24 protein-coding genes, 1 tRNA gene and 1 pseudogene are annotated in these 26,473 nt (G+C 66.4%); 21 read left to right on the top strand and 5 right to left on the bottom strand.

The window, feature by feature from the left end; genetic code table 11:
- Window positions 1–19: 19 nt before the first annotated feature.
- From GL300_RS11305 to lpxB, 8 genes and pseudogenes are all read left to right on the top strand, one after another.
- Window positions 20–1,021, top strand: a complete 1,002-nt coding sequence (locus tag GL300_RS11305) for an AAA family ATPase (protein WP_155039719.1) — start codon at window positions 20–22, stop codon at window positions 1,019–1,021.
- Window positions 1,018–1,887 (top strand): DUF58 domain-containing protein, encoded by an 870-nt coding sequence (locus tag GL300_RS11300; RefSeq protein ID WP_343043001.1) that lies wholly within the window; start codon window positions 1,018–1,020, stop codon window positions 1,885–1,887. The genes GL300_RS11305 and GL300_RS11300 overlap by 4 nt, the downstream gene beginning before the upstream one ends.
- A pseudogene (locus GL300_RS11295) lies at window positions 1,887–4,648 on the top strand (DUF4159 domain-containing protein). Before GL300_RS11300 ends, GL300_RS11295 begins: the two are co-directional and overlap by 1 nt.
- Window positions 4,645–6,750, top strand: a complete 2,106-nt coding sequence (locus tag GL300_RS11290; RefSeq protein WP_343042998.1) for a hypothetical protein — start codon at window positions 4,645–4,647, stop codon at window positions 6,748–6,750. Before GL300_RS11295 ends, GL300_RS11290 begins: the two are co-directional and overlap by 4 nt.
- A 76-nt stretch (window positions 6,751–6,826) precedes the next feature.
- Window positions 6,827–7,306 (top strand): 3-hydroxyacyl-ACP dehydratase FabZ, encoded by a 480-nt coding sequence (fabZ, locus tag GL300_RS11285; protein WP_155039718.1) that lies wholly within the window; start codon window positions 6,827–6,829, stop codon window positions 7,304–7,306.
- Window positions 7,299–8,084: an acyl-ACP--UDP-N-acetylglucosamine O-acyltransferase gene (lpxA, locus tag GL300_RS11280; RefSeq protein WP_155039717.1), complete on the top strand. Its 786-nt coding sequence runs from the start codon at window positions 7,299–7,301 to the stop codon at window positions 8,082–8,084. Before fabZ ends, lpxA begins: the two co-directional genes overlap by 8 nt.
- Window positions 8,081–8,878, top strand: coding sequence for an LpxI family protein (locus GL300_RS11275; protein ID WP_155039716.1), 798 nt, complete (start codon window positions 8,081–8,083; stop codon window positions 8,876–8,878). The genes lpxA and GL300_RS11275 overlap by 4 nt, the downstream gene beginning before the upstream one ends.
- Window positions 8,879–8,966: 88 nt before the next feature.
- Entirely contained in the window at window positions 8,967–10,130 is a 1,164-nt protein-coding gene (gene lpxB, locus GL300_RS11270) for a lipid-A-disaccharide synthase (RefSeq protein WP_155039715.1), read from the top strand.
- Here the strand turns inward: lpxB and GL300_RS11265 are convergent.
- From GL300_RS11265 to GL300_RS11255, 3 genes are all read right to left on the bottom strand, one after another.
- Window positions 10,105–10,455 carry a RidA family protein gene (locus GL300_RS11265; RefSeq protein WP_155039714.1) on the bottom strand — a complete coding sequence of 117 codons (351 nt, stop codon included), beginning with the start codon at window positions 10,453–10,455 and terminating at the stop codon, window positions 10,105–10,107. The genes lpxB and GL300_RS11265 overlap by 26 nt on opposite strands.
- A 27-nt stretch (window positions 10,456–10,482) precedes the next feature.
- Window positions 10,483–11,229, bottom strand: coding sequence for a sulfite exporter TauE/SafE family protein (locus tag GL300_RS11260; RefSeq protein ID WP_155039713.1), 747 nt, complete (start codon window positions 11,227–11,229; stop codon window positions 10,483–10,485).
- 337 nt (window positions 11,230–11,566) lie between these two features.
- Window positions 11,567–11,641 (bottom strand) — tRNA-Thr (locus GL300_RS11255).
- Window positions 11,642–11,772: 131 nt separating this feature from the next.
- Between GL300_RS11255 and GL300_RS11250 the strand changes: the two genes are divergently transcribed.
- The 7 genes from GL300_RS11250 to GL300_RS11220 all read left to right on the top strand — a co-directional run bounded on the left by GL300_RS11250 (window position 11,773) and on the right by GL300_RS11220 (window position 16,668).
- Complete coding sequence (locus GL300_RS11250) at window positions 11,773–11,964, top strand: hypothetical protein (protein WP_155039712.1); 192 nt, start codon at window positions 11,773–11,775, stop codon at window positions 11,962–11,964.
- The gene (gene murA / locus GL300_RS11245; protein ID WP_155039711.1) at window positions 11,965–13,248 is read left to right on the top strand and encodes a UDP-N-acetylglucosamine 1-carboxyvinyltransferase; all 1,284 of its coding nucleotides are present in this window, start codon (window positions 11,965–11,967) and stop codon (window positions 13,246–13,248) included.
- Window positions 13,241–13,720 (top strand): DUF2948 family protein, encoded by a 480-nt coding sequence (locus tag GL300_RS11240; protein WP_155039710.1) that lies wholly within the window; start codon window positions 13,241–13,243, stop codon window positions 13,718–13,720. Before murA ends, GL300_RS11240 begins: the two co-directional genes overlap by 8 nt.
- A 143-nt stretch (window positions 13,721–13,863) precedes the next feature.
- The gene (hisD, locus tag GL300_RS11235) at window positions 13,864–15,174 is read left to right on the top strand and encodes a histidinol dehydrogenase (protein WP_155039709.1); all 1,311 of its coding nucleotides are present in this window, start codon (window positions 13,864–13,866) and stop codon (window positions 15,172–15,174) included.
- Entirely contained in the window at window positions 15,171–15,659 is a 489-nt protein-coding gene (locus GL300_RS11230; RefSeq protein WP_155039708.1) for a UPF0262 family protein, read from the top strand. The genes hisD and GL300_RS11230 overlap by 4 nt, the downstream gene beginning before the upstream one ends.
- Before the next feature lie 3 nt (window positions 15,660–15,662).
- Window positions 15,663–16,142 (top strand): arsenate reductase/protein-tyrosine-phosphatase family protein, encoded by a 480-nt coding sequence (locus GL300_RS11225; protein WP_192336390.1) that lies wholly within the window; start codon window positions 15,663–15,665, stop codon window positions 16,140–16,142.
- Window positions 16,143–16,197: 55 nt separating this feature from the next.
- Window positions 16,198–16,668 (top strand): PAS domain S-box protein, encoded by a 471-nt coding sequence (locus GL300_RS11220; RefSeq protein ID WP_155039707.1) that lies wholly within the window; start codon window positions 16,198–16,200, stop codon window positions 16,666–16,668.
- Between the two features lie 21 nt (window positions 16,669–16,689).
- Here GL300_RS11220 and edd read toward each other — a convergent pair whose 3' ends face one another.
- Entirely contained in the window at window positions 16,690–18,492 is a 1,803-nt protein-coding gene (gene edd, locus GL300_RS11215) for a phosphogluconate dehydratase (protein WP_155039706.1), read from the bottom strand.
- Between the two features lie 114 nt (window positions 18,493–18,606).
- Between edd and GL300_RS11210 the strand changes: the two genes are divergently transcribed.
- From GL300_RS11210 to GL300_RS11185, 6 genes are all read left to right on the top strand, one after another.
- Entirely contained in the window at window positions 18,607–19,803 is a 1,197-nt protein-coding gene (locus tag GL300_RS11210; protein ID WP_155039705.1) for an RSP_2647 family RNA methyltransferase, read from the top strand.
- Entirely contained in the window at window positions 19,800–20,357 is a 558-nt protein-coding gene (locus GL300_RS11205) for an RSP_2648 family PIN domain-containing protein (RefSeq protein WP_155039704.1), read from the top strand. The genes GL300_RS11210 and GL300_RS11205 overlap by 4 nt, the downstream gene beginning before the upstream one ends.
- 84 nt (window positions 20,358–20,441) lie before the next feature.
- Window positions 20,442–21,893: a glucose-6-phosphate dehydrogenase gene (zwf, locus tag GL300_RS11200; protein WP_155039703.1), complete on the top strand. Its 1,452-nt coding sequence runs from the start codon at window positions 20,442–20,444 to the stop codon at window positions 21,891–21,893.
- 2 nt (window positions 21,894–21,895) lie between these two features.
- Entirely contained in the window at window positions 21,896–22,564 is a 669-nt protein-coding gene (gene pgl, locus GL300_RS11195) for a 6-phosphogluconolactonase (RefSeq protein WP_192336431.1), read from the top strand.
- Between the two features lie 6 nt (window positions 22,565–22,570).
- Window positions 22,571–24,175 carry a glucose-6-phosphate isomerase gene (gene pgi / locus GL300_RS11190; protein ID WP_155039702.1) on the top strand — a complete coding sequence of 535 codons (1,605 nt, stop codon included), beginning with the start codon at window positions 22,571–22,573 and terminating at the stop codon, window positions 24,173–24,175.
- Between the two features lie 128 nt (window positions 24,176–24,303).
- Window positions 24,304–25,590 carry an O-acetylhomoserine aminocarboxypropyltransferase/cysteine synthase family protein gene (locus tag GL300_RS11185; protein ID WP_155039701.1) on the top strand — a complete coding sequence of 429 codons (1,287 nt, stop codon included), beginning with the start codon at window positions 24,304–24,306 and terminating at the stop codon, window positions 25,588–25,590.
- Window positions 25,591–25,633: 43 nt separating this feature from the next.
- Here the strand turns inward: GL300_RS11185 and GL300_RS11180 are convergent, their stop codons facing one another.
- A complete protein-coding gene (locus GL300_RS11180; RefSeq protein ID WP_246195148.1) occupies window positions 25,634–26,443 on the bottom strand; it encodes an SIMPL domain-containing protein in 810 nt (269 codons plus the stop codon).
- Window positions 26,444–26,473: the final 30 nt, after the last annotated feature.

The raw sequence follows: 26,473 nt of genomic DNA, 5'->3' as shown, positions 1-26,473 counted from the left end.
TCAGAAAAGAGGCATTGTCATGACCGAGGATGAACAACTTGTCTCCGATGTCCAGACGCTGACCGCAAGGCTGCTTGAGGCCCGCCGCAGCGTCGAGCAGCGTTTCGTCGGCCAGCACGCCGTGGTTGAGCAGGTTCTGGCCGCGATCTTGTCGGGCGGACATGCGCTTCTGGTCGGTCAGCCCGGTCTGGGCAAGACCATGCTGGTCGATACGCTGTCGACCGTTCTGGGTCTGGGCAGTGCGCGGGTGCAGTTCACCCCCGACCTGATGCCCGCCGACATTCTTGGCTCGGAAGTGCTGGATATCCGCGCCGATGGCAGCCGGGCGTTTCGCTTCATCGAGGGGCCGGTTTTCACCCAGCTGTTGATGGCGGATGAGATCAACCGCGCCAGCCCCCGCACCCAATCCGCGCTGTTGCAGGCCATGCAGGAAGGCGAGGTCACCATCGGTGGTGAGCATCGCCCGCTGGGTCGCCCGTTCCATGTCCTCGCCACTCAGAACCCGATCGAACAAGAGGGGACCTATCCGCTGCCCGAGGCGCAGCTGGACCGTTTCCTGCTGCAGATCGACGTGGATTACCCCGACCGCGAGACCGAGCGCGCGATCCTGCTGGCGACCACCGGGGTCGAGCAGGGTGCGGCGCATCCGGTCTTTGACGCGCAGGGGTTGATCGCGGCGCAGGCCCTGATCCGCCGGATGCCAGTGGGTGAAAGCGTGCTGAACGCCATCCTCGATCTGGTCCGCGCCGCCCGGCCCGGTGCGCCCGAGGCGCCCGGCTGGATGGGCGAAACGCTGGTCTGGGGGCCGGGGCCGCGTGCCGCGCAGGCGCTGACTTTGGTGACCCGCGCCCGCGCCGCCCTGAACGGCCGTTTCGCGCCGACACTTGAGGATGTCGAGGAAATGGCCGCGCCGGTCCTGCGTCACCGCATGGCGCTTAGCTTTGCCGCGCGCGCCCGTGGCGAGACCGTCGAGGGCGTCATCGCGCGTCTGCTTGGCGACCGGATGCAGGAAGCGGCGTGACCGCGTCCCCCGCCGATCTGCGCGCAAGGGCCGAGGCTGCCTCGGCCGGGCTTCCGGCCCTGATGCTGTCGGCGGAGCGGCTGGCCGCCAGTCTGACCGCAGGCCTGCATGGCAAGCGCCGCGCCGGGATGGGCGAGGATTTCTGGCAATACCGTCCCGCCGCCCCCGGCGATACGGCGCGCAGCATCGACTGGCGGCGCTCGGCCCGCTCGGATGGGCAATTCGTGCGCGACCGCGAGGCCGAGATGGCGCAATCGGCGGTGATCTGGGTGTCCTCGGCGGCGGGGATGGAGTTCTCGGGCGGGCCGGACCGGCCCAGCAAGCGTGCGCGGACCGATCTGCTGGCTTTGGCGCTGGGCATGGCGCTGCTGGAGGGGGGCGAACGGGTCGCCTTGGCCGGGCAGCCGCCGCGTCCGGGCCGCTTGCAGGCCGAACGCATCGCCGATGCGCTGGTGCGGCGCGAGGTGCTGACCCGCGATGACGACGCCCCGGCGAGCGACATTCTGCGTCCCGGTCAGCGGCTGATCATGATCGACGATTTTCTGGGCGATCCCGCCCCGATGCTGGATTTTCTGGACCGGGCGGCGGCTGCCGGGGTGCAGGGCGCGGCGCTGCAGGTGCTGGACCCCGACGAGGAAGGCTTTCCCTATGGCGGGGCGGTGCTGTTCCGGTCGGCCAGCGGCGCGCTGAGCCACGACACCCGCGATGCCAGCGGCCTGCGCGAGGCCTATCTGGCGCGGCTTGCGGATCGGCGCGCCAGCCTGTCCCGCGCCGCGTTGAATGCGGGTTGGCATTTCGGCACCCATGATACCGGCGCGCCGCCGGCGCAGGCGCTGCTCTGGCTGTGGTCCGTGCTGGAGGGGTGATGCTGGTCCTTGGTCCACTTGGCTTCCTGACCCCTTGGCTGCTGGCCGCATTGGCGGCATTGCCGGTGATCTGGCTGATCCTGCGGGTCATGCCGCCTTCGCCCAAGGTGCTGCGCTTTCCCGGCACGCGGCTGCTGATCGGGTTGAAGGACCCGCAGCCGGTCGCGCGCCATACGCCGTGGTGGCTGCTGCTGTTGCGCGTGCTGGCGATTGCGGCGCTGATCCTTGGCTTTGCTGGCCCGATCTGGAAGCCCGCGCCGGAACAGGGCGGGCAGGGGCCGTTGCTGATCGTCATGGATGCGGGCTGGGCTGCGGCCCCCGACTGGCCGCAGCGTCAGGCCCGCGCGCTGCGGGCGCTGGACCGCACCTCGGCCAGCGGTCAGCCTGCGGCGCTGCTGCTGGCGGACGGACATTCCGAAGGCGCGCTGCCCTTTGCCCCCGCGACCGAGCTTGCCGCCCAGTTGCGCGCCTTCCAGCCCGCCGCATGGGAGACGCGCTACCCCGAGGATCTGGACCGGCTGTTCGGCCAGACCCCGCAATCGGGATTGCAGGTCCTGTGGCTCAGCGACGGGTTGGACCATCCCGGCCGTACCGCGCTGCTGACGAACCTGCGCGGACGCGGCACGGTGACGGTCGTGCCGCCTGAAGGGCCGCGCCAATCGCTGCAACTGGTGGCCGGGGATCAGCCGTCGCTGCGCCTGCGTTCGACCGCCAGCGGGGCTGCGCCCGACGTGCTGGCCATCGGCACCGATCCGCAGGGCGCCGCGCGCGAGTTGGCGCGCCTGACCGCTGAGGACGCACAGATCGAAAACGGCATCTCGACCCGCGCCGTTGCGATCGACCTGCCCAGCGAATTGCGCAACCGCATCACCCGCTTTCAGCTGGACGGGCAGGACAGTGCCGGGGCGGTGGTGCTGGCCGATGACAGCGTGCGCCGCCGCAAGGTTGCCTTGGTCGGCGATGACCGCGCGAGCGAGGGGCAAAGCCTGCTTTCCCCGCTGCATTATCTGCGCCGGGCACTGGCTCCGCGCACCGATCTGATCGAGGGCGGCTTGTCCGATGTGTTGCAAGCCGCGCCCGACGTGATCGTGCTGGCCGATCTGGTCGGGCTTCCCGAAAGCGATGCGCTGACGGAATGGGTGGATCAGGGCGGGCTGCTGATCCGTTTCGCCGGTCCGCGCATGGCGGCATCCGAATTCCTGACCGAGGAACCCTTGCTGCCGGTGCGGCTGCGTAGTGGCGGGCGCGATATCGGCGGCGCGCTCAGTTGGGGCGATCCGCGCACCATCGCGCCTTTCCCCGTCGATGGGCCGTTCGGCGGGCTGGCGATCCCCGCTGACGCCATGATCCGCGCCCAGCTTCTGGCCGAGCCCTCGCCGGAACTGGCGCAGCGGACACTGGCTCAGCTGAGCGACGGCACACCGCTGGTCACGCGCGAGGATCTGGGCGAAGGGCAGGTGGTCCTGTTCCATTCCTCGGCCAATGCGGAATGGTCGAATCTCGCGATTTCGGGGCTGTTCGTGCAGATGCTGGACCGGCTGGTCCAGACCGCCCGCGCCAGCGCTGCCCCGCCCGAAACCGAGGCCGAGGGCGACATCTTCTGGACGCCGGTCGAGGTGCTGGACGGGTTCGGCCGCCTGTCCACGTCGCAGGACCCGGTTCCCGTTCCGGCTGCGGAATTCGCCAAGGGCCCCGCTCCGGGCGCGCCTGCCGGGCTTTACCGCTCGGGCGAAAGGGCGATTGCGCTGAATGCGGGCGGCCCGATGCGCGAGGCGACATGGCCCGGCGTCACCGTCGAGGCCGCGCGCCGTGCCCCCGGCATCGATCTGCGTGGCTGGCTGATCGGGCTGGCGGCGTTGCTGTTCGCGCTGGACGCGCTGGGCAGCGCTTGGCTGGCAGGCGGGCCCATCCGCCGTGGAAAGGTGGCGGCATGATCTGGTTCCTGCTGGCCCCCTTCCTGCTGATCGCATCGCTTGCGCAGGCGCAGGACCCTGATCCGCGCCTGATCCGCGCCGCGGATGAGGTCGCGCTGGCCTATGTCGTTACCGGCGATTCCGAGGTGGATGCGGCATCCGAGGCCGGGTTGCGCGGGTTGTCGCAGGTCCTGACCGACCGCACCACGGTCGAGCCGGGCGAACCGATCGGCATCAATCTGGATCAGGACGACCTGTCGCTGCTGACATTCCTGTATTGGCCGGTCACCGAGGATCAGCCGCAGCCCTCGCCCTTGGCCTATGTCCGGATGAACCATTTCCTGCGCTCGGGCGGGATGATCCTGTTCGACACCCGCGACGGTGATATTGCCGGGCTGGGCGGTCCCGAGGGGGCGGGGGCGCTGCGCCGTCTGGCCGCGCCATTGGACATTCCAGCGCTGGCCCCGATCCCGGGCGATCACGTGCTGACCCGCAGCTTTTATCTGCTGCAGGATTTCCCCGGACGCTATTACGGCCGCGATGTCTGGGCCGAGGCCCCACCCGCCGGAGCCGAGGCCAGCGAAGGCGTGCCCTTTCGCATTCTCAACGATGGGGTGTCGCCGGTCATCATCGGTGGCAATTCCTGGGCCGAGGCTTGGGCCATCGGCGAAAACGGCCTGCCGCTGTTCACCGTGGGCTCGGGCCTTGATGGCGAGCGTCAGCGCGAGATGGCTTACCGCTTTGGCGTGAACCTGATCATGTATGTGCTGACCGGAAACTACAAATCCGATCAGGTCCATGTTCCGGCGTTGCTGGAACGCCTGCGCAGCGAAGAGGTGATGCAGTGACCGGTCTCAGCTTCGATCCGCTGCTGGGCTGGCCGCTGGTCGCGGCAATCGCCGGGCTGGCGGTGCTGGTCACCATCTGGTCGCTGTGGCGGGGATTGCGTGGCTGGGCGCTGCGTGGGTTGGCCGGGCTGGCGGTGGCTGCCGCACTGGCCGGGCCGGCGCTGGAATCGGGCATTCGCAACAAGCTGTCCGATATCGTGATCCTGCTGGACGACCGCAGTGCCAGCCAGTCCCTGCCGGGCCGAACCGAGCAGACCGACGCCGCGCTGGCCGGGCTGGAGCGCCAGCTTGCCACGCTGCCCGATACCGAGATCCGCCGCGTCACCGTCTCGGATGCCGAGGATGGCACGCTGATCGGCGCGGCCCTGACCCGTGCCTTGGCCGCCGAACCCCAGACCCGCGTCGCCGGGGTGATTGCGGTGACCGATGGCCAGTCCCATGACCCGGCCATGCTGCCAAAGACCGCCCCCGCGCCGGTTCATGTCCTGCTGACCGGTGCGCCGGGCGACTGGGACCGGCGGCTGGTCGTCGAGGAGTCCCCTGCCTATGGCTTGATCGACCAGCCCGTCACCATCCGGGTGCGGATCGAGGATCAGGGCGCGGTTCCCGCCGCCATTGCCGCGTCGCCCGCAAAGCTGCGGGTGCTGATCGACGGTGAACAAAGCCGCAGCCTTGACCTGCCGCCCGGCATCCCGCTGGACCTGCCGGTGGTGCCCCAACATGCCGGGCAGAACGTGGTCTCGATCGGTTTCGATGCGCCGGTGGCCGATACCCCCGAACTGACCGATCGCAACAACTCGGCCGCGATCCAGATTCAGGGCGTGCGCGACCGGTTGCGGGTGCTGCTGATTTCGGGCGAGCCGCATGCAGGTGAACGCACATGGCGCAACCTGTTGAAGTCGGACACCAATGTCGACCTGATCCATTTCACCATCCTGCGCCCGCCGGACAAGATGGACGCGGTTCCCGTCGATGAAATGTCGCTGATCGCCTTTCCGACGCAGGAGCTGTTCCTTGAGCGCATCCGCGATTTCGACCTGATCATCTTTGACCGCTACAAGGTGCGCGGCATCCTGATGCCGCAATATTACGACAATATCCGCCGCTATGTCGAAGAGGGGGGCGCGGTTCTGGTCTCGGCCGGGCCGGAAATGTCGTCTGTCGAAAGCCTGAACCTGTCGCCCCTAGGGGCGATCTTGCCGGGGCGGCCGACGGGGCGGATCTATGACCAGCCCTTCCTGCCCCGCCTGACCGAGGACGGCCAGCGCCACCCGGTCACGGCGGGCCTGCCGGGCGCGCCTCGCGAGGGGTCTGACAGCCATTGGGGTCGCTGGCTGCGCATGTCTCAGGTGATCCCCGATTCCCGCGCGCAGGTGGTGATGACCGGGGCCGAGGATCAGCCGCTGCTGATCATGAACCGGGTCGGCAAGGGCCGCGTCGCCATGCTGAACTCGGATCAGGTCTGGCTGTGGGGGCGCGGTTTCGAAGGCGGTGGGCCGCAATTGGAACTGCTGCGCCGCATCGCCCATTGGTCGATGAAGGAACCCGAGCTTGAGGAAGAGGCCCTGCTGGCCGATGTCTCGGGCGAACTTTCGGTCACGATCACGCGACGGACCATGGCCGAGATCGCCAAGCCCGTCCGCATCACCCGTCCCGACGGCCAGACGGTGACGGTCGAGCTTGCGCCGATCGGGCCGGGTCGTTTCACCGCGCGCTGGACCGCGCCGGGGCCGGGCCTGTATCGGATGACCGACGGCGACATCACCCGCGTCATGGCGCTTGGCCCGGCCGCGCCCCGCGAATTCGAGGAAACCGTCGCCTCGGGCGAGAAACTGGGTTCATTGCCTGAGGTTACGCAAGGCGCGGTACTGCGCCTGTCCGATGGCATCCCCAGCCTGCGCACCGTGCGCGAGGGGCGGCCCGCGCATGGGCAGGGCGTCTCGGGGGACTGGATCGCGATTACCCCGCGTGGGGCCAGTTCGACCACCGGCATCACCCATCGGCCCTTGCTGCCGGGCTGGGCGTGGCTGGCGATCATCTCGGGTCTGGCTCTGGCCGGTTGGCTGGCCGAGGGCAGGGGTTGGCGCCTGCGTCGGACCTGACGTGAATCGGCGCCAAACTTGCCAATTCGGCCGCTCATTGCTAGGCAAACCAAAACAGTTCAAGAGGACCGCCGCGATGGCCGCCGACGAGACCACCTACATCCCGCCGACCGAAGTCGATCTGGCCACGATCAAGCGCATCCTGCCGCATCGTTATCCCTTCCTGCTGGTCGACAAGGTTCGCGACATCGTCCCGAGCGAAAGCTGCGTCGGGATCAAGAACGTGACCTCGAATGAGCCGCATTTCGAGGGCCACTTCCCGCAAGAGCCGGTGATGCCGGGCGTGCTGATCATCGAGGCGATGGCGCAGGCCGCCGCCGTGCTGGTCGGCGTCAGCCTTGATCTGGCCGACAAGGGCATGGGCACCTATTTCATGTCGATCGACAAATGCCGCTTCCGCGCCAAGGTCGTGCCCGGCGACGTGCTGGAACTGCACATGAAGACCCTGCGCGGTGGCGGCAAGGTCTGGAAATTCGAGGGCCGCGCCATCGTCAACGGCGTCCTTGCCGCCGAGGCCGAGGTGATGGCGATGCTGAACCGTGGCGACAATGGCTGAGGCGCTGATCCACCCCTCGGCCGTCATCGACCCCGCCGCGAAGATCGGCGAGGGCTGCGAGATCGGCCCCTTCTGCGTCGTCGGCCCCGAGGTCACACTAGGCCGGGGCGTGGTGCTGAAGTCCCACGTCGTCGTCACCGGCGACACGGAAATCGGGGATGAGACGCAGATTTTTTCGTTCGCCTCGATCGGGGAAGTGCCGCAGGATCGCAAGTTCAAGGGTGAGCGCACCCGTCTGGTGATCGGCGCTCGCAACCGCATCCGTGAACACGTGACCATGAACCCCGGCACCGAGGGCGGTGGCGGCATCACCCGCGTCGGCGATGACGGGCTCTTCCTTGCCGGCAGTCATGTCGCCCATGACTGTCAGGTCGGCAACCGCGTCACCATCGTCAACCATGCCGCCCTTGCAGGGCATTGCGTGGTCGAGGATGATGTGACCATCGGCGGCCTTGCCGGTGTCCACCAATTCGTCCGCATCGGTCGCGGCGCGATGATCGGCGCACTGACCATGGTGACGGCGGATGTCATTCCCTTCGGCCTCGTGCAGGGGCCGCGCGGCCAGCTGGACGGGCTGAATTTCGTCGGCCTCAAGCGCCGCGGCGCCTCGCGCGAGGAACTGCACGCGCTGCGCAACATGCTGTCGCGTCTGGGCGAGGGCAGCTTCCGCGACACCGCCCGCCAGATGGCCGACGAGGAAACCGGCCCGATGGTGCGCGAAGTGCTTGATTTCATCCTTGGTCCGTCGGACCGCAGCTTCCTGGCCCCCCATTCATGAGCCGCATTGCCTTGATCGCAGGCGAGGGGCATCTGGCCTCTGCCGTCGCCGCCGCGCTGGACGAGCCGCTTGTCTATGCGCTGGAGCATCTGACCCCGGAAGTCGCCGCCAAGCCGTTCCGGCTGGAGCGCCTGATCCCCTTCCTTGACGAATTGACTGAACTCGGGGTGACGCAGGCCGTCTTTGCGGGCGCAATCCGCCGTCCCCGGATCGAGCCCGGCCTGTTCGACCCGCGCACCATGGCCATCGTGCCGCGCATCCTGATGGGCATGCAATCGGGTGACGATGCTGCCCTGCGCGCCGTCCTTGATCTGTTCGAAGAGGCCGGAATCCATATCGTCTCGGTCGACGAGGTCCTGCCCGAACTGGTCCCCGGTGAGGGTGTCCTGACCGGCGAACCCAGTTCTCGCGACCAGAAGGATGCCGCCCGTGCGTCCGAGATCGTCCACGGCCTTGGGCCGCTGGATGTTGGCCAAGGCGCGGTCGTGGCGCAGGGCCTGTGCCTTGCGGTCGAGGCACTGCCCGGCACCCAGGCGATGCTGGAATTTGCGCGTCTCCATGCCGGGCTGAAGCCCGACCCGAAAGGGGCCAAGGGTGTGCTGTACAAGGCCCCCAAGCCGGGCCAGGACCGTCGCATCGACCTGCCGACCATCGGTCCCGATACCGTCAGACAGGCCGCAGATGCGGGACTGGGCGGCATTGTCTGGGAGGCGGGTAGCGTCATCCTGCTGGACCGGGAAGAATCGGTGCGTCTGGCCCATGACGCCGGTCTGTTCCTGTGGGCGCGGGCGTGAATTGGGTATTTAAGAAACGAAGAAAGCCCTTGGCGATTTCTTCGTTTCACAAATACCCAAACCGGGGCGGCGCAACCGGAGCAAGCTTATGAAATTCTTCCTGATCGCTGGCGAGCCTTCGGGCGATAATCTGGGCGGGCCGTTGATGGCCGGTCTGAAAAGCCTCGATCAGGATGCGGAATTCCTCGGCGTGGGTGGGCCGTCGATGGCCGCGCAGGGACTGGACAGCCTGTTCCCGATGGAAGAGCTGTCGGTCATGGGCATCGTCGAGGTGCTGCCGAAATACCGCCAACTCAAGGCGCGGATCGCTCAGACGGCGCGGGCCGTGGCCGAGGCGCGACCTGATGTGCTGATCACCATCGACAGCCCGGATTTCTGCCTGCGCGTGGCGCGGCAGGCGCGCGCACTGGTTCCCGACCTGAAGACCATCCATTACGTCGCTCCCTCGGTCTGGGCCTGGCGGTCCGGGCGCGCGACGAAAATGGCCAAGGTCATCGACCATGTGCTGGCGATCCTGCCCTTTGAGCCGCCCTATATGCAGGCCGCCGGCATGAGCTGCGATTTCGTCGGCCATCCGATCGCTGCCGAACCCGTGGCCACCCGCGAACAGGGCGCGGCCTTTCGCGTCGCCCATGACATCGCGCCAGATGCCCCGCTGATCCTGTGCCTGCCCGGTTCGCGCCGTGGCGAGGTCGCCCGCCTTGGTCCCCGCTTTGACGAAGCCCTGATGCAGTTGCGCGACCGCGTTCCCGAGATCCGGGTCGTGATCCCGACGGTACGGGGCGTCGCCGGACTGGTGCGCGACATGACCAAGCGCTGGCCGACCGCGCCGATCGTGGTCGACACTGATGATGAACGAAAGGCGGCCTTTGCCGCGGCCGATCTGGCGCTGGCGGCCTCGGGGACGGTCAGTCTGGATCTGGCGGCGAATGATGTGCCGATGGTGATCGGCTATGACGTGGCCCCGCTTAGCCGGATGTTGATCGGGCTGCTGCTCAAGACCGATACGGTGACCTTGGTGAATCTGGTTAGCGAGACACGGGTCGTGCCCGAGTTTCTGGGTCGCAAATGCCAGCCCGGCCCGATGTCCAAAGCGCTTTACGATCTGATCGAAGACCCGCAGGCGCAAGCCGCGCAGCATGAGGCCATGGCGCTGACCATGCAGCGGTTGGGGCGCGGCGGCGAGGCTCCGGGCCTGCGCGCCGCGCGCTCCGTCATGGATGCGCTTAGTTCTGCGCGGCAACCACGATGATCTCGACCTTGTAGTCGGGGGTAGCCAGCGCCGATTCGCCGGTGGCGCGGGCGGGGGCGTTGCCAGCCGGGACCCAGGCGTCCCAGACAGCGTTCATCTCGGCGAAGTTCGCCATGTCGGCCAGCCAGATCTGAGCGGTCAGGATGCGGGTCTTGTCCGAACCGCATTCGGCCAGCAGACGGTCGATCTGGGCCAGAACTTCCTTGGTCTGGTCCGTGACGCTTTCGCCGGGCTTGCCGACTTGGCCTGCCAGATAGACGATGCCGTTATGGACGACGGCCTGGCTCATGCGGGCGCCGGTCTCGATGCGTTTGATGTCGGACATTGTAGTTCCTTTCGGTTTGGGCTGGCGTCAGAGAAGCCGCCAGAAGAACAGCGCCGTCATGCCAAAGCCGACGGCCGCAATCAATGCCCGCAGCAAGGGCATCGGGATGCGACGTGCCAAAGGCGGCCCCATATAGCCGCCAAGGATGGTGCCCACGCTCATTACCGCGGCGGGGGCCCAGGCGACCTGACCGCCGACGGCAAAGATACCCAGCGCAATCACCGACAGCGCAAAGGACAGCCAGGTTTTCAGCCCGTTCATGCGGTTCAGGTCGGTCATCCCCCACAGCGCGAACAGCGCCAGCAGGATGATGCCCAGCCCGCCGTTGAAATAGCCGCCATAGACCGCCACGGGAATCATCGTCCCGGCACTGAAGGGGGCAACGGCATTGCGATGCGCGCCCGCCCATTGCCGGACCTTGCCGCCCCACAGGAAGATCAGCGTCGCCGCCAGCAGCAGGAACGGCACCAGGAATGCAAAGGCCGTATTCGACGATACCAGCAGCAGCGCCGAGCCAACGATCCCGCCCAGCAGAGTCTGCATGGTCAGCCGCAGCACCAGTCTGCGGTCGATCTGCGCGATCTCGTGGCGAAAGCCGATCGCCGAGGACAGATAGCCGGGCAATGCGGCAACGGTGCTGGTCGCATTGGCCATGACCACCGGCACGCCGCTGGCGACCAGGGCGGGAAATGTGATGAACGTGCCGCCTCCGGCGACGGCATTCAGCATGCCGCCCAGAAACCCGGCGGCAAGAATAAGCAAGCTGTCGGTCATGTCCTCCCCGGAGCATTCCTGAAAATCGGGAAGCGCCCGAACCTTCTCCTCCAGTCGGTCGGCGCAGTCGCATGCTTAGCCCCCCGATCCCTAGAGGTCCAGTACAGCGGATAGAAAACGCCCGGCAGGGGGACTGCCGGGCGCGACTTACGTTTGGGGGTCTACGGGTCCGGAGAATGCCTGCCGGATACAACAGGATCATGACGGCCAAAGGAGATATCGCGACGGGATCGGTCGAAACTTCGCGCGGGTCATTCGGAGGTGCGTGGGAAATGCGGTTCGGAGCGGCGCAAGGCGCGGCGCATCTGAAAACCATTCAAAATCAAGGGGATTTTTCTGGTGCTGCGAGAGAGGATTGAACTCTCGACCTCTCCCTTACCAAGGGAGTGCTCTACCACTGAGCTACCGCAGCGCCGTTGGAGGGGCGTTTAGACCGAGCGTTCGGGGGGCGCAAGAGGAGAAAAACAAAAAATTGGAATTTTCGTCAAATCACCCGAATCCGCCGTGCTGGACGCAAGCCCGCGCAAAGGGTAACAGGGGCGCATGACCAAGGGACCCCGACCACCGCAAGCCGCCGACCCCCGTGAGGCACGGCTGAAAGCCGCCCTCCGGGCCAATCTGGCCCGCCGCAAGGCGCAAAGCCGGGCGCGCGCGTCGCATGAGGATCTCCCCGAGGATGACCAACGGGTGCAGGACGCGGCTCCGGCCGCCAAATCGTCCGAGAACGAGGAATAGATGGATCAGATCATCGTAAGGGGGAACGGGCCGCTCAAGGGCGAGATCCCGATCACAGGTGCCAAGAATGCCTGCCTGACGCTTATGCCGGCGACGCTGCTGACCGATCAGCCGTTGACGCTGACCAACGCGCCGCGGCTGTCCGACATCCGCACGATGACGGCGCTGCTGCAATCGCTGGGGGCCGAGGTCGCCAGCCTGCAGGAAGGTCAGGTGCTGACGCTGTCCAGTCATGACCTGAACAACCACACCGCCGATTACGAGATCGTGCGCAAGATGCGGGCCTCGATCCTGGTTCTGGGGCCGATGCTGGCGCGCGACGGCCATGCGATCGTGTCGCTGCCCGGCGGCTGCGCCATCGGTGCGCGTCCCGTCGACCTGCACCTGAAGGCCTTCGAGGCCATGGGCGCGCAATTGGACCTGCGCGACGGCTATGTCCATGCGAAAGCCCCCGCAGGCGGGCTGAAGGGCGCGGTCATCGACTTCCCGATCGTCTCGGTCGGGGCCACGGAAAACGCGCTGCTGGCCGCCACGCTGGCCCGCGGCACCACCGTGATCAAGAACGCCGCACGCGAACCCGAGATCGTCGATCTGGCGCAATGCCTGCGTCGCATGGGCGCGCATATCGATGGCGAGGGTACCTCGACCATCACCATCGAAGGCGTGCAGACGCTGGGCGGCGCGACCCATCCGGTCGTGACCGACCGGATCGAACTGGGCACCTACATGCTGGCCCCGGCCATCTGCGGCGGCGAGGTGGAATGCCTTGGTGGTCGCATCGATCTGGTCGCCGCCTTCTGCGAAAAGCTGGACGAGGCCGGAATCGACGTCACCGAAACCGATCGCGGACTGAAAGTCTCGCGCAAGAATGGCCGCGTGCGGGCCGTCGATGTCGTGACCGAGCCCTTCCCCGGCTTCCCGACCGACCTGCAGGCGCAGATGATGGCGCTGCTTTGCACCGCCGAGGGTACCTCGGTGCTTGAGGAAAAGATCTTCGAGAACCGCTTCATGCATGCCCCGGAACTGATCCGCATGGGTGCGCGCATCGACGTTCATGGCGGCCACGCCACCGTCCACGGCACCAGCAAGCTGCGCGGTGCCCGCGTGATGGCGACGGACCTGCGCGCCTCGGTCAGTCTGATCCTTGCCGGTCTGGCCGCCGAAGGTGAAACCGTGGTCAGCCGCGTCTATCACCTTGATCGCGGCTATGAAAAAGTCGTGCGCAAGCTGCGCGGCGTCGGAGCCGACATTGAACGCATCAAGGGGGTCACCGCTGATGAGTGATGCACGCTTCACCGATGCTGATCCCGCGCCGCTTGCATTGGCCGCTGCGGATATGGACGACCTGACGGTGATTTCGGCGCTGGTGCAGGATTCGATCCTGCCGGTGACCGAAATTTCCTATGACATGCGCCAGCGCCAGCTGGCCTTGCTGCTGAACCGCTTCCGCTGGGAGGATGCCGAACAGGCAAAGCGCGAGGATCGCCCCTATGAGCGGGTCCGCGCCGTCCTGCTGATCTCGGACGTGCAGCGCGTGCAAAGCGACGGCATCGACCGCGCCGACAGCGACCTGATTCTGGAACTGCTCGCGCTCAAATGGGAAGCGGGACAGGACGGCACGGGGCGGCTGCATCTGGAATTCGCAGGCGACGGCACGCTGGTCATCGACGCGGAGTGCCTGAATGTGGAACTGCGCGACGTGACCCGCCCCTATATCGCGCCCTCGCGCCGCGCCCCCGAACATCCGCAGGATTGAACCTGACCTTCGGGTCTCACCGTTCCCAAATACCCAATTGCGGCGGCGCGTCCAGGCGTCGCGCCCGCCGCAAACCCACCGTGATCGCCGCTTGAGCCGTCTGGCTCCAGCCGCTAACAAGTTCCTATATCGCGAGCGTGACCATGCCCCTTCATCTCTCGACCGCCCAGCCCGATTTTGAACAGCGTTTCCTCGACATGCTGTCGATGAAGCGCGAGGACGCGGCCGATGTGAACGAGGCTGTCAGCGCGATCATCGCGGATGTCCGCGAAAGGGGCGACGAGGCGCTGCTTGATCTGACCGGCCGCTTCGACCGGTTGCAGCTTGCGCCGGGCGGGATCGCCTTCTCCAAGGCCGAAATCGCCGCGGAAACCGCCAAGGTCTCGCCCGAGGATCGCGCGGCGTTGGCGCTGGCCGCGGAACGCATCCGCGCCTATCACGCCCGCCAGATCCCCGAGGACATGGAATGGACCGACCCCGAGGGCGCGACCCTGGGCTGGCGCTGGACGCCGGTTTCAGCGGCCGGGCTCTATGTGCCGGGCGGGCAGGCGAGCTACCCCTCCTCGGTCCTGATGAATGCGATTCCCGCGCGCGTGGCGGGTGTTGAGCGTCTGGTGATCTGCGTGCCCACCCCGGATGGCATCGTCAATCCGCTGGTGCTGCTGGCCGCCGAACTCGCAGGCGTCGATGAAATCTACCGCATCGGCGGGGCGCAGGCGATTGCGGCCATGGCCTATGGCACCGAAACCATCCGTCCTGTCGACAAGATTACCGGCCCCGGCAATGCCTATGTCGCGGCGGCCAAGCGTCATGTCTTTGGCCGCGTCGGCATCGACATGATCGCCGGCCCCTCCGAGGTGCTGATCATTGCCGAAGGCGAACAGAACCCCGAATGGCTGGCGCTGGACCTGCTGGCACAGGCCGAACATGACGCCGACGCCCAGTCGATTCTGGTGACCCCCGACGATGCACTGGCCCGCGCCGTCGTGGCCGAGGTTGAGCGCATCCTGCCGACGCTGCCCCGCGCTGCCGTCGCCGGTGCCAGCTGGCGCGATTATGGCACCGTCATCGTGACGCGTGATCTGGATGAGGCGGCCAAGCTTTCTGACCGCGTCGCCCCCGAGCATCTTGAGCTTTGCGTCTCGGACCCCGAGGCGCTGTCGCGCAAGACCCGCCATGCCGGGGCGATCTTCCTTGGCGGCTGGACCCCCGAGGCGGTCGGCGATTACGTCAGCGGCCCGAACCACGTCCTGCCGACGGCGCGTTCGGCGCGGTTCTCGTCGGGGCTGTCGGTGATGGATTTCCTCAAGCGCACGACGATGGCGCGGCTGACGCCCGAGGCGCTGGGGGCGATCGGCCCGGCTGCGGTGCGTCTGGCGGCTTCCGAGGGGCTTTCGGCCCACGGCCTTTCGGTCGCGGCCCGTATCCGGGCCCTGAACCGGGGCGGTGCATGAGACAGCCCCCTGCCCGGATCGTCCGCATCTCGATCGACGACAGCGCGCTGCCTCCGGCCTCGGCCGAGATGGAGCAGGACCGCCGCGTCGCCATTTTCGACCTGCTCGAAGAAAACAGCTTCAGCCTGCCCGGCCGCGAGGGGCAGCCCGCCCCCGCCGGTCCCTATGCGCTGATCCTTGCCTTGCGCGAAAAGCGGCTGGTCTTTGACATCTCGACCGATGGCGGCGAGCGCGTGGCCGAGTTCCATCTGGCGCTTGGCCCGTTCCGCCAGACCGTCAAGGACTACTTCCAGATCTGCGCCAGTTATTTCGATGCGGTAAAGCGCCTGCCGCCCGCCCAGATCGAGGCGATAGACATGGCCCGGCGCGGCATTCACAATGAAGGGGCCCGCACCCTGCAAGAGCGGCTGGAAGGTAAGGCGGTCATCGACATCGACACCTCCCGGCGACTTTTCACCCTGATCTGCGCCCTTATCCCGGAGTAAGCCGTGGCGGGACAGATCCCAGGTTCGATACTGTTCTGCTGCGATCACAACGCGATCCGCTCGCCCATGGCCGAAGGAATGATGAAGCATTTCTACGGTCGCGTGGCCTATGTGCAATCGGCCGGGGTCAAGAACGACATGGAGGTGGACGGCTTTGCCATCGCCGTCTGCAACGAAATCGGCGTCGAAATCTCCAAGCACCGATCCCGTTCCTTCGACGAGATGAAGGAATGGGGCGACGATCTGGGCAGTTTCGATCTGGTGGTGGCGCTGTCCCCGGCCAGCCAGCGGCAGGCGCTGGAATTGACCCGCATCGCGCATCTGGAGGTCGAATACTGGCCGATCATGGATCCGACCGGTCTGGCCGAGGGACGCGAGGCAAAGCTGGCGCTGTATCGCCAGATCCGCGACCAGATCCGCGACCGGCTGATCCAGCGCTTTGGCCCGCCGCTGTCGCAGGCTGCGGAAAACTCTGCCCGCTAACCGAATCTTAGGCGATCTGGCCTAGGGATAGGGTGAACCCGAACGGAGTTTGCCCATGTCTGATGATATTTCGCTGATATGTGGGACGGATGCGGTGCTGCCCGCGCTGCACAGCCACCCTGCGGTTCTTGTTCTGGATAGCGTGGGCCGGATCGTTGCGATCAACCACAGCTACCTGCGCCTGATCGGATATACGCGGGATGAGGTGATCGGCCGTCCGGTCTGGGTGCTTCTCGATCTGGCCGAGCGTTGCGCCGGGCGTCTCAGCCATCTGCTGGACCTGCGTGCGGGCGTCGAAAGACACCTGCCGGAACTGGCGCATGTCTCGCGCTCGGGGCGGCGGTTCCGGGTGGATGCGCGGGTGTTTGCAATCGCCGAGCCGAAGGCGAGGGACAACCTGCGGATGGTCTTTGTCCGACCCGAGGAAGGTGCCGAGGTGATCCGCGTGATCAGCTTTGCGCATCGCCGCGAGTTTCCGGGGCAGGGCGGACCAAGCCATCTGATCTCGTTCCGGGCGGCCCATTAGCCACCCGGATCAGGTGGCCCGTCAGACGACGATGGCCGCGCCTTCGGTCGCCGGGCTGACATGGGCGCGGAAGGCGCTGAACAACTCGCGGCCCATGCCTTCGGCATTGGCGGCGGGGTCGTAGGTTGCGGGGGTACGCCCGGCGAAATCCGGGGCAAGGCATTCCAGCGTCCCCGCGACCGCATCCAGCCGGATGATGTCGCCATCCTGCACCCGCGCCAAGGGTCCGCCATTCGCGGCCTCGGGCGAGACATGGATCGCCGCCGGAACCTTGCCCGAGGCGCCGGACATCCGCCCGTCGGTGACCAGTGCCACGCGCAACCCGCGATCCTGCAACACCGCCAGCGTCGGGGTCAGCGAATGCAGCTCGGGCATGCCATTGGCACGCGGTCCCTGAAAGCGGACAACGACGATGGTGTCGGTGGTGAACTCGCCACGCTTGAAGGCGGCCTTGACCTCTTCCTGATCGGCAAAGACGCGGGCAGGGGCCTCGATGATGTGGCGCTCGGGTGCGACGGCAGAGACCTTGATGACACCCCGGCCCAGATTACCCGAAAGCTGTTTCAACCCGCCCGTCGCGGCAAAGGGATCGGAGGCCGGGCGCAGGATCTTGTCGTTCAGCGATTCTCGTGCGCCATCGACCCAATGCACCTGATTGCCCTGAAGGCGGGGCTCTTGTGCATACAAATCCAGCCCGCCGCCCGCGATGGTGCGCACGTCCTGATGCAGCAGGCCCGCATCCAGCAGCCGTCCGATCATGAAGCCGAGGCCTCCGGCAGCGTGGAAATGGTTCACGTCGGCCAGCCCGTTCGGATAGACCCGCGCCATCAGCGGCACGCATTCCGACAGGTCGTGGAAATCTTCGAGGTCCAGCAGCACGCCCGCCGCCCGCGCCATGGCGGGCAGATGCAGGATCAGGTTGGTCGAGCCGCCGGTGGACATCAGCCCGACGATGCCGTTGACGAAGGCGCGCTCGTCCAGCACCTCGCCCGCGGGCAGGAAATCGTTGCCCAGCCGGGTGATGCTGGCGGCGCGGCTGACCGCTGCCGTGGTCAGCGCATCGCGCAGGGGCGTGTTCGGGTTGACGAAGCTTGAACCCGGCAAATGCAGGCCCATGAACTCCATCAGCATCTGGTTCGAGTTCGCGGTGCCATAGAAGGTGCAGGTTCCGGCGCTGTGATAGCTGGCCATCTCGGCGGCCATCAGGGCCTCGCGCCCGACTTCGCCGGTGGCGAATTGCTGGCGGACCTTGGATTTTTCGTCATTGGGCAGGCCCGAAGGCATCGGCCCGGCAGGCACAAAGACCGCAGGAATATGGCCGAAAGTCGCCGCGGCAATGACCAGACCCGGCACGATCTTGTCGCAGACGCCCAGATACAGCGCCGCGTCGAACGTGTCATGGGACAGCGCGACGCCAGCCGCCAGTGCAATGACATCGCGCGAGAACAGCGACAGCTCCATCCCGGCGCGACCCTGCGTCACCCCGTCGCACATCGCGGGGACACCGCCTGCGACTTGTGCGGTGGCGCCTGCGGCATGGGCGGCGCGGCGGATGATCTCGGGGTAATGCTCATAAGGCTGGTGGGCGGACAGCATGTCGTTATAGGCTGTCACCACACCGATATTCGGTTTGCGCGTGGTGGCGAAATCCGCCTTGTCGGGCATTGCGGCATAGGCATGTGCCTGATTTCCGCAGGAAAGATGCGCGCGGCGCGGGCCATCTTCGGCGGCGCGGGCGATCTTGGCCTCATAGGCGGCGCGGGTCTTGGCCGAGCGTTCGCGGATGCGGTCGGTCACTTTGTCGACGGTGGCGTGCAGGGTCATGGCTGGCGTCCTCCTGACGGCCTTATAGGACGTTAGCGGTAACGATACAACCGCACCACTCTTGCCCCGCGCGCGCCGCCGTGCCAATCCTGCCGCGATCCAAAGAGGCCCGAAATGACCCAAGAACTGCCCATTATCCGCCTGCGTCCGAAGTCGAAACCGCAGGCCATCCGCCACGGCTTCCCTTGGGTTTTCGCGGATGAACTGGTGGTCGACCGCCGCACCCGCGCCATTCCCGCCGGCAGCTTTGCCATCCTTGAGGATGCCGAGCGTCGCCCGATGGGCGTGGTCACCGTGAACACGAATTCCAAGATCACCGCGCGGATGATGGACCCCGACCCCGAGGTCCGCATCACCCGCGAGTGGATCGCCGCGAAACTGACGCGGGCACTGGCCCTGCGCGAGCGGCTGTTTGATCGCCCCTTCTATCGCCTGATCCATGCCGAGGCCGACGGCTTGCCCGGCACCATCATCGACCGTTTCGGCGATGCTGCCGTGATCCAGCCGAACTCGGCCTGGGCCGATCGCATGATCGAGGATATTGCCGCCGCACTGCGCGATGTCACCGGCGTCTCGACCGTGATCCTGAACGGTCAGGGCCGCGTGCGCAGCCTTGAGGGGCTGGACGAGCGGACCGAGATCCTGTCCGGCGCCGTCAACGGCCCGGTCGAGGTATCGATGAATGGCGCGACCTATCTGGCCGACCTGACCCAGGGGCAAAAGACCGGGCTGTTCTATGACCAGCGCCCGAACCATGCCTTTGCGCAACGACTGGCCAAGGGCGCGCGGGTGCTGGACGTGTTCTCGCATGTCGGCGGCTTCGGTCTGGCGGCGCTGGCCACGGGGGCCGAGCATACGACCTGCGTCGACGGCTCGGCTGCGGCGCTTGAACTGGCGCGAGGCGGGGCCAAGGCCATGGGTGCCGAGGATCGGCTGACCACGCGCCAAGGCGATGCCTTTGACCAGTTGGAAGCGCTGCAGGCCGAGGGCGCGCAATTCGACGTGGTCATTTGCGACCCACCGGCCTTTGCGCCCTCGAAACAGGCGCTTGAAGCCGGTCTGCGCGCTTATGAGCGGGTGGCGAAGCTGGCCGCGCCCTTGGTCGCGCCGGGCGGCTATCTGGGCCTGTGCTCGTGCAGCCATGCGGCGGACCTGTCGGCCTTCCGCAACGCCAGCGCACGCGGCATCGGGCGGGGCGGACGGCGGATGCAGTTGCTGCATACCGGTCAGGCCGGTCCCGACCATCCGACCCTGCCGCAACTGGCCGAGTCGGGCTATCTCAAGGCGCTGTTCTTCCGGCTTGACGGATGAAGGCGGTTCTGGACGCCTGCGTGCTTTACCCGACCGTGCTGAGGGAGATCCTCGCCGATGTCGCGGGCACGGGGCAGTTCCAGCCCTTCTGGTCGCAGCGCATTCTTGACGAATGGCGGCTGGCAGCCGACCGGCAGGGGGTCTCGGCCGGGGTCGAGATCGCCCTGCTGCAGGACCGCTTTCCCGCCGCGATGGTCGCGCCTTCGGGCGGGGCCGAGGGGCTGGATTTGCCCGACCCCGCCGACCGCCACGTGGTCGAGGCGGCGCTGGCCGCAGGCGCCAGCCATATCGTCACAGCGAACCTGCGCGATTTCCCGCGCGGGACGTTGGCCGCCGTCGGGCTGCAGGCGATCCATCCCGACGAATTCCTGCGCGAGATCTATCTGTCCGCGCCGGAAGCCGTGACCGATGCCATAGCCGCGACCGAGGCCCGTGCCCGTCAGGCAGGCGGAGAAATTCCGCACAAGGAATTGATGCGGCGCGCCAGACTGCCCCGTCTTGCCAAGGCCATCACGCGACTGGCAGGGTCCGATGTTGCGCCGCCACGCGGTTAAGCACAGGATACGACAAAGATGAGGGCAGGGTTGATGTTACCGCTATCAAACGGTAGTCCCAAGCCGAACGATGAGGAGGGGCAGATGGTTTCACGCATCATTCCGGTGGACGAATTCGACCTTGTGATCTTTGGCGCGACGGGCGATCTGGCCCATCGCAAGATCCTGCCGGGCCTGTACCGGCGCTATGTCGCGGGCCAGATCCCGGCCTCGGCCCAGATCATCGGCGCGGCCCGCACCAAGCAGGATGACAAGGCCTTTCGCGAGGAAGCCCGCGCCGCCATCCGCGAATTCGCGGGCAAGGGCGATGACCTCTCGCAGATCGACGATTTCCTGAACCATCTGGGCTATGTCGCCATTGACGCGCGCGGCAGCGACGGCTGGGCCGAGCTGAAATCCCGCATCCGCCCCGGCGTCGTTCATGCCTTTTACTTCTCGGTCGCGCCGGCGCTGTTTGGCGACATCGCCCAGCGGCTGGCCGAAAACGGCATTGCCGATCAGCACAGCCGCATCGTGGTCGAAAAGCCCTTTGGCCGCGACCTTGCCACCGCGCGCGACCTGAACGCGACGCTGGCCCGGCATTTCGCGGAAAACCAGATCTACCGGATCGACCATTATCTGGGCAAAGAAACCGTCCAGAACCTGATGGCGGTGCGCTTCGCCAATATGCTGTTCGAGCCGCTGTGGAACGCGCAATACGTCGATCACGTCCAGATCACCGTGGCCGAGACGGTGGGTGTCGGCGGGCGCGGCGAATATTACGACCATTCCGGCGCGATCCGCGACATGGTCCAGAACCACATGATGCAGCTTCTGTGCCTGATCGCGATGGAGCCGCCCTATCACTTTGACCCCGACGCGGTGCGCGACGAAAAGCTGAAGGTGATCCGCGCGCTGGAACCGCTGGAGCCGGGCGACATCGTGCGCGGCCAGTATCGCGGCAGCCCGGATGGCTCGGATTATCTCAAGGACGCGGAAAACCCCGATTCCCGCACCGAAAGCTATGTCGCGCTCAAGGTGAACATCGCCAATTGGCGCTGGACCGGCACGCCCTTCTATCTGCGCACCGGCAAGAAGCTGCGTGCCCGCACCAGCGAGATTGTGGTCACTTTCAAGGCACCGCCGCATTCGATCTTTGACGAATCCGACGGCCCGCGCTCGAACCAGCTTGTCATCAAGCTGCAACCGAACGAGGGCATGGACTTGACCGTGATGATCAAGGAACCGGGGCCGGGGGGGATGCGTCTGGTGCAGGTGCCGCTGGACATGAGCTTTGCCGACGCGCTTGGCGCGAATGGCACCGACATGCCCGACGCTTACGAACGCCTGATCATGGACGTGATCCGCGGCAACCAGACCCTGTTCATGCGTGGCGACGAGGTCGAGGCGGCATGGGCATGGACCGATCCGATCATCGCCGAATGGGAGGCTGGATCGAAGCGTCCGGAACCCTATGATGCGGGCTCAAGCGGTCCCGAAGAGGCCCTGCGCCTGCTGCACCGCGACAACCGCCGCTGGAGGGAGATCAGGCCGTGACCCTGGAATTCGTCGAATATCCCGACCGCGAGATGCTGTCCCTGTCGCTGGCCAACCGCATCGCCGGTCAGCTTGCCCAGCATCTGCGCACGAATCCCACGGCCAGCCTGTGCGTGCCGGGCGGGACCACGCCGGGTCCGGTATTCGACACGCTCTCGGGCAGCGATCTGGACTGGTCGCAGGTCAGCGTCATCCTGAACGACGAACGCTGGGTCGATGGCGAACATGTCCGCTCGAACAGCCGCCTGCTGCATCGCCACCTGCTGACCGGCAATGCGGCGGCGGCCAGCTATATCGACCTTTACACGGGCGATGCACGTCCCGAGGACGCGTCCGAGCGCCTGTCCGCCGCAATTCGCCCGCTGCTGCCGCTGACCGTGCTTCTGCTGGGCATGGGGACCGATATGCATACGGCCAGCCTGTTCCCCGGTTCGGATGAAACCGCGCTGGCTTTGATGCCCGACGCACCGCTGGTCATGGCCGTGCGCAGCGTCAAGGACGAGCCTCGGATCACCCTGACCGCGCCCGCGCTGCAAAAGGCGATCCACACCCATCTTATGATTACCGGGGCCGACAAGCGTGCCGCGCTGGAACGCGCGCAGGCGATGGACCCGAAAGACGCCCCGATCCGCGCCTTCCTTGGCGACATTACCGTCCATTGGGCAGAATGACCTGACATGACCACGATTTTCAGTGCGCTGATCCAGCATCGGCAAGCGCAGGGCGACCTGCATATCCTCGACCTCTTTGCCGCCGATCCCGACCGCGCCACGACCTTCTCGACCTCGGCTGACGGGCTGGTGCTGGACTGGTCCAAGACCGCCATCGACGCTGGTGCCCGCGATCTGTTGCTGGATCTGGCCGCCCCCGTCGCCGCCCGGCGCGAGGCGATGTTCACCGGCCAGCGGATCAATGAAACCGAAGACCGCGCCGTCCTGCACACCGCGCTGCGCAACCTGCAAGGCAGCGTGACCGTGGACGGTCAGGACGTGATGCCCGCGATCCGCGCCACCCATGCCCGCATGTCGGATTTCGCCCGCGCCGTGCGCGATGGCAGTTTCACCGGACAGGGCGGTCGCATCACCGATGTGGTCAATATCGGCATCGGCGGCTCGGATCTGGGTCCGGCCATGGCCACGCGCGCGCTGTCGCCCTGGCATGACGGGCCGCGGGTGCATTTCGTCTCGAACGTGGACGGGGCAGATATTGCCGATGCGCTGGCGGGCCTTGATCCGGCGACGACGCTGGTCATCGTCGCCTCCAAGACCTTCACCACCATCGAGACGATGACCAATGCCGAAACCGCCCGCGCCTGGATGGCGCAGGCGGTCAGCGACCCGGCGGCGCAATTCGCAGCGCTGAGTTCCGCCACCGACCGCACCGGCGCATGGGGCATCGATCCCGCCCGCGTCTTCGGCTTCGAGGACTGGGTCGGTGGCCGTTACTCGATGTGGGGACCGATCGGCCTGTCGCTGATGATCGCCATCGGCCCCGAGGCATTCGACGACTTCCTCTCCGGTGCCGCCGCGATGGACCAGCATTTCCAGACCGCACCACTGGCGGACAACCTGCCAGTCATCCTCGCGCTGGTCGGGCTTTGGCACAATCAGGTCTGCGGCTACGGCTCGCGCGCCGTGCTGCCCTATGACAACCGCCTTGCCCGGTTGCCGGCCTATCTTCAGCAGCTGGAAATGGAATCGAACGGCAAGCGCGTGGCCATGGATGGCAGCGACCTGCCCTTTGCCTCGGGCCCGGTGATCTGGGGCGAGCCGGGGACCAACGGTCAGCACGCCTTCTATCAGCTGATCCATCAGGGCACGCAGGTCATCCCCTGCGAATTCATGCTGGCGGCGCGCGGCCATGAACCCGAACTTGCACATCAGCACCTGCTTTTGGCCGCAAACTGCCTGGCGCAATCCGAGGCGCTGATGCGCGGCCGCTCGCTGGACGAGGCCCGCGACCTCATGCGCGCCAAGGGCCTTACGGGGGCCGAGCTGGAGCGTCAGTCCCGCCACCGCGTCTTCCCGGGCAACCGTCCCTCGACGACGCTGCTGTACCGCGAGCTCACCCCCCGCACCCTGGGCCAGATCGTCGCCCTTTACGAACATCGCGTGTTTGTCGAAGGCGTCATCCTTGGCATCAACAGCTTCGATCAATGGGGCGTGGAATTGGGCAAGGAACTGGCGCTGAAAGTCGCGCCGCTGCTGGAAGACCAACCCGCGCCCGGCCACGATCCTTCGACCGAACGCCTCGCCGCGCTGGTCCGCCAACTCGGCGCCTAAGCGGTTTCACCGTTTCACAAATACCCACAGCCGCCGTGCCACAAGCAGGGCGGCTGGGAATTTTCTTCCCCATTGCCACATGCCCTGACCCGCCCCTAGTCTCGCCCGAGGCTATAGGAGGATCGCCAATGTCCGAGAACTGGGGCTTTGATACGCTCGCCATCCATGCTGGGGCGGCGCCCGACCCGGCGACAGGGGCACGGCAGGTGCCGATCTACCAGACCACGGCCTATGTCTTCAAAGACGCCGCCCATGCCGCGCGGCTCTTTGGGCTTCAGGAACTGGGCTATATCTATTCGCGCCTGACCAATCCGACGGTCGCGGCGCTGCAGAACCGTCTTGCGGCGATGGAGGGGGGCGCGGGTGCGGTCTGCTGTTCCTCAGGCCATGCGGCGCAGATCATGGCGCTGTTCCCGTTGATGGGGCCGGGGAAGAATGTCGTCGCCTCGACAAGGCTTTACGGCGGAACCATCACGCAATTCAGCCAGACCATCAAGCGCTTTGGCTGGGGGGCGAAATTCGTCGATCTGGACGATCTCGATGCGCTGCGTGCCGCCGTGGATGAAAACACCCGCGCCATTTTCTGTGAATCGATCAGCAATCCTGGCGGCTATGTCACCGATATTCCGGCAGTTGCGAAGCTTGCCGACGAACTGGGCCTACCATTGATCGTCGACAATACGCTGGCCTCGCCGTGGCTGTGCAAACCGATCGAGATGGGGGCGACCATCGTCGTCCACAGCCTGACCAAATACCTTACCGGCAATGGCACGGTGACGGGCGGCGTGGTCATTGACAGCGGCCGCTTCGACTGGTCGGCCTCGGACAAGTTCCCCAGCCTGTCCCAGCCCGAGCCCGCCTATCACGGCCTGACCTTCCATAAGGCCTTCGGCAATCTGGCCTATACCTTCCACTCCATCGCCATCGGCCTGCGCGATCTGGGCATGACCATGAATCCGCAGGGGGCGCATTACACGCTGATGGGGATCGAGACCCTTGGCCTGCGCATGGAAAAACATGTCGCAAACGCCCAGAAGGTCGCGGAATGGCTGGAGAAAGACCCGCGCGTCCTGTCGGTGACCTATGCGGGGCTGGCCTCGTCGCCGTGGAATACCACGGCAAAGCGGGTCTATCCCAAGGGGGCGGGTGCGCTTTTCACCTTCTCGATCAAGGGCGGCTATGACGCGGCGGTGAAGCTGGTGGACAGCCTGAAACTGTTCAGCCATGTCGCCAATCTGGGGGATGCTCGTTCACTGGTCATCCATTCGGCCTCGACCACCCATAGCCAGCTTTCCGACGAACAGAAGATCGCCGCAGGTGCCGGACCTGACGTGGTGCGCCTGTCCATCGGGATCGAGGACCCGGCCGACCTGATCGCCGATCTGGATCAGGCGCTGGCGGCAGCGACTGCCTGAAAAAGAAAGCCGGCGGAATGGTTTCCGCCGGCTTTCCCGAAATTCAGTTGGCCGATGCGGGCGGCGGAACCGGCGCATCCGGCGCGTCGATCGGCAGCAGATCGAACACTGCCGAAACACGGGCGTTGATCTCCAGCTCACCCGCCGCGATCGGAACCGAGCTGTCGGCCTTGGCCTCGGCGCGCATCGCCATGACCGGGCGCGGCCCCTCGCTGACCGGGTTGTCGGCCAGGGCGCGGATATTGCCCAGCTTCAGCCCGGCAGCCTCGGCCATCAGTTCGGCGCGGCGGCGGGCGTCCTTGACCGCGTCGGCGCGGGCCTGATCCTGCGCGGCTTCCAGATCCTCGCGGGCAAAGCTGATGCCGCTGATCTCATTGGCGCCGGTGGCGACCAGCTTGTCCAGGACCGCGCCCAGACCGGCGATGTCGCGCACACGCACGGTAACGCTGTTCTGCGCGGTATAGCCGACCATTTTCGGCGGCTGGTTGTTGTCGTATTGCATGCGCGGCGACAGGTTCAGACCCGAGGTCTGGATGTCGCGCGCCTCGATCCCCTCGGCGGTCAGCGCGTCGATGACGGCCTTCTGGCGGGTCGAGTTCTCGGACATGGCGGCGGCGGCCGAGTCACCCTCGGTGCTGACGCCCAGCGTGATGATTGCCAGATCAGGCTCGGCGGTGGCGCTGGCCTCTCCGGTCACGGTCAGTTTGGCCATATGCGGCATCCCGTGGTGACCCATCATATGCGAAGGCGGCGGTGCGTCCGGAGCAGGGACGGGGGACTGGGCCAGTGCGGGCAGGCCGGCCAGCAGCGCGATCGTGGCCACCGTCAGGGTCGGACGTAGTCGGGTCATCATGTATTTCTCCTTGGAGCGCCGGAGGCATCC

The organism is Paracoccus litorisediminis (assembly GCF_009711205.1).
In the GTDB taxonomy this organism is placed as follows: Bacteria; Pseudomonadota; Alphaproteobacteria; order Rhodobacterales; family Rhodobacteraceae; genus Paracoccus; species Paracoccus litorisediminis.
This window is presented reverse-complemented; position numbering and strand designations above follow the sequence as displayed.

What these genes read in the sequence shown, in the direction of transcription:
- GL300_RS11305 (WP_155039719.1), top strand. Translation starts at nt 20, where the DNA reads ATGACCGAGGATGAACAACTTGTCTCCGATGTCCAGACGCTGACCGCA.
- lpxA (WP_155039717.1), top strand. Translation starts at nt 7,299, where the DNA reads ATGGCTGAGGCGCTGATCCACCCCTCGGCCGTCATCGACCCCGCCGCG.
- lpxB (WP_155039715.1), top strand. Translation starts at nt 8,967, where the DNA reads ATGAAATTCTTCCTGATCGCTGGCGAGCCTTCGGGCGATAATCTGGGC.
- GL300_RS11250 (WP_155039712.1), top strand. Translation starts at nt 11,773, where the DNA reads ATGACCAAGGGACCCCGACCACCGCAAGCCGCCGACCCCCGTGAGGCA.
- murA (WP_155039711.1), top strand. Translation starts at nt 11,965, where the DNA reads ATGGATCAGATCATCGTAAGGGGGAACGGGCCGCTCAAGGGCGAGATC.
- GL300_RS11210 (WP_155039705.1), top strand. Translation starts at nt 18,607, where the DNA reads ATGACCCAAGAACTGCCCATTATCCGCCTGCGTCCGAAGTCGAAACCG.
- GL300_RS11185 (WP_155039701.1), top strand. Translation starts at nt 24,304, where the DNA reads ATGTCCGAGAACTGGGGCTTTGATACGCTCGCCATCCATGCTGGGGCG.
- GL300_RS11265 (WP_155039714.1), bottom strand. Translation starts at nt 10,455, where the DNA reads ATGTCCGACATCAAACGCATCGAGACCGGCGCCCGCATGAGCCAGGCC.
- fabZ (WP_155039718.1), top strand. Translation starts at nt 6,827, where the DNA reads ATGGCCGCCGACGAGACCACCTACATCCCGCCGACCGAAGTCGATCTG.
- zwf (WP_155039703.1), top strand. Translation starts at nt 20,442, where the DNA reads ATGGTTTCACGCATCATTCCGGTGGACGAATTCGACCTTGTGATCTTT.
- GL300_RS11275 (WP_155039716.1), top strand. Translation starts at nt 8,081, where the DNA reads ATGAGCCGCATTGCCTTGATCGCAGGCGAGGGGCATCTGGCCTCTGCC.
- GL300_RS11180 (WP_246195148.1), bottom strand. Translation starts at nt 26,443, where the DNA reads ATGATGACCCGACTACGTCCGACCCTGACGGTGGCCACGATCGCGCTG.
- GL300_RS11205 (WP_155039704.1), top strand. Translation starts at nt 19,800, where the DNA reads ATGAAGGCGGTTCTGGACGCCTGCGTGCTTTACCCGACCGTGCTGAGG.
- GL300_RS11240 (WP_155039710.1), top strand. Translation starts at nt 13,241, where the DNA reads ATGAGTGATGCACGCTTCACCGATGCTGATCCCGCGCCGCTTGCATTG.
- GL300_RS11230 (WP_155039708.1), top strand. Translation starts at nt 15,171, where the DNA reads ATGAGACAGCCCCCTGCCCGGATCGTCCGCATCTCGATCGACGACAGC.
- GL300_RS11260 (WP_155039713.1), bottom strand. Translation starts at nt 11,229, where the DNA reads ATGACCGACAGCTTGCTTATTCTTGCCGCCGGGTTTCTGGGCGGCATG.
- hisD (WP_155039709.1), top strand. Translation starts at nt 13,864, where the DNA reads ATGCCCCTTCATCTCTCGACCGCCCAGCCCGATTTTGAACAGCGTTTC.
- GL300_RS11220 (WP_155039707.1), top strand. Translation starts at nt 16,198, where the DNA reads ATGTCTGATGATATTTCGCTGATATGTGGGACGGATGCGGTGCTGCCC.
- pgi (WP_155039702.1), top strand. Translation starts at nt 22,571, where the DNA reads ATGACCACGATTTTCAGTGCGCTGATCCAGCATCGGCAAGCGCAGGGC.
- edd (WP_155039706.1), bottom strand. Translation starts at nt 18,492, where the DNA reads ATGACCCTGCACGCCACCGTCGACAAAGTGACCGACCGCATCCGCGAA.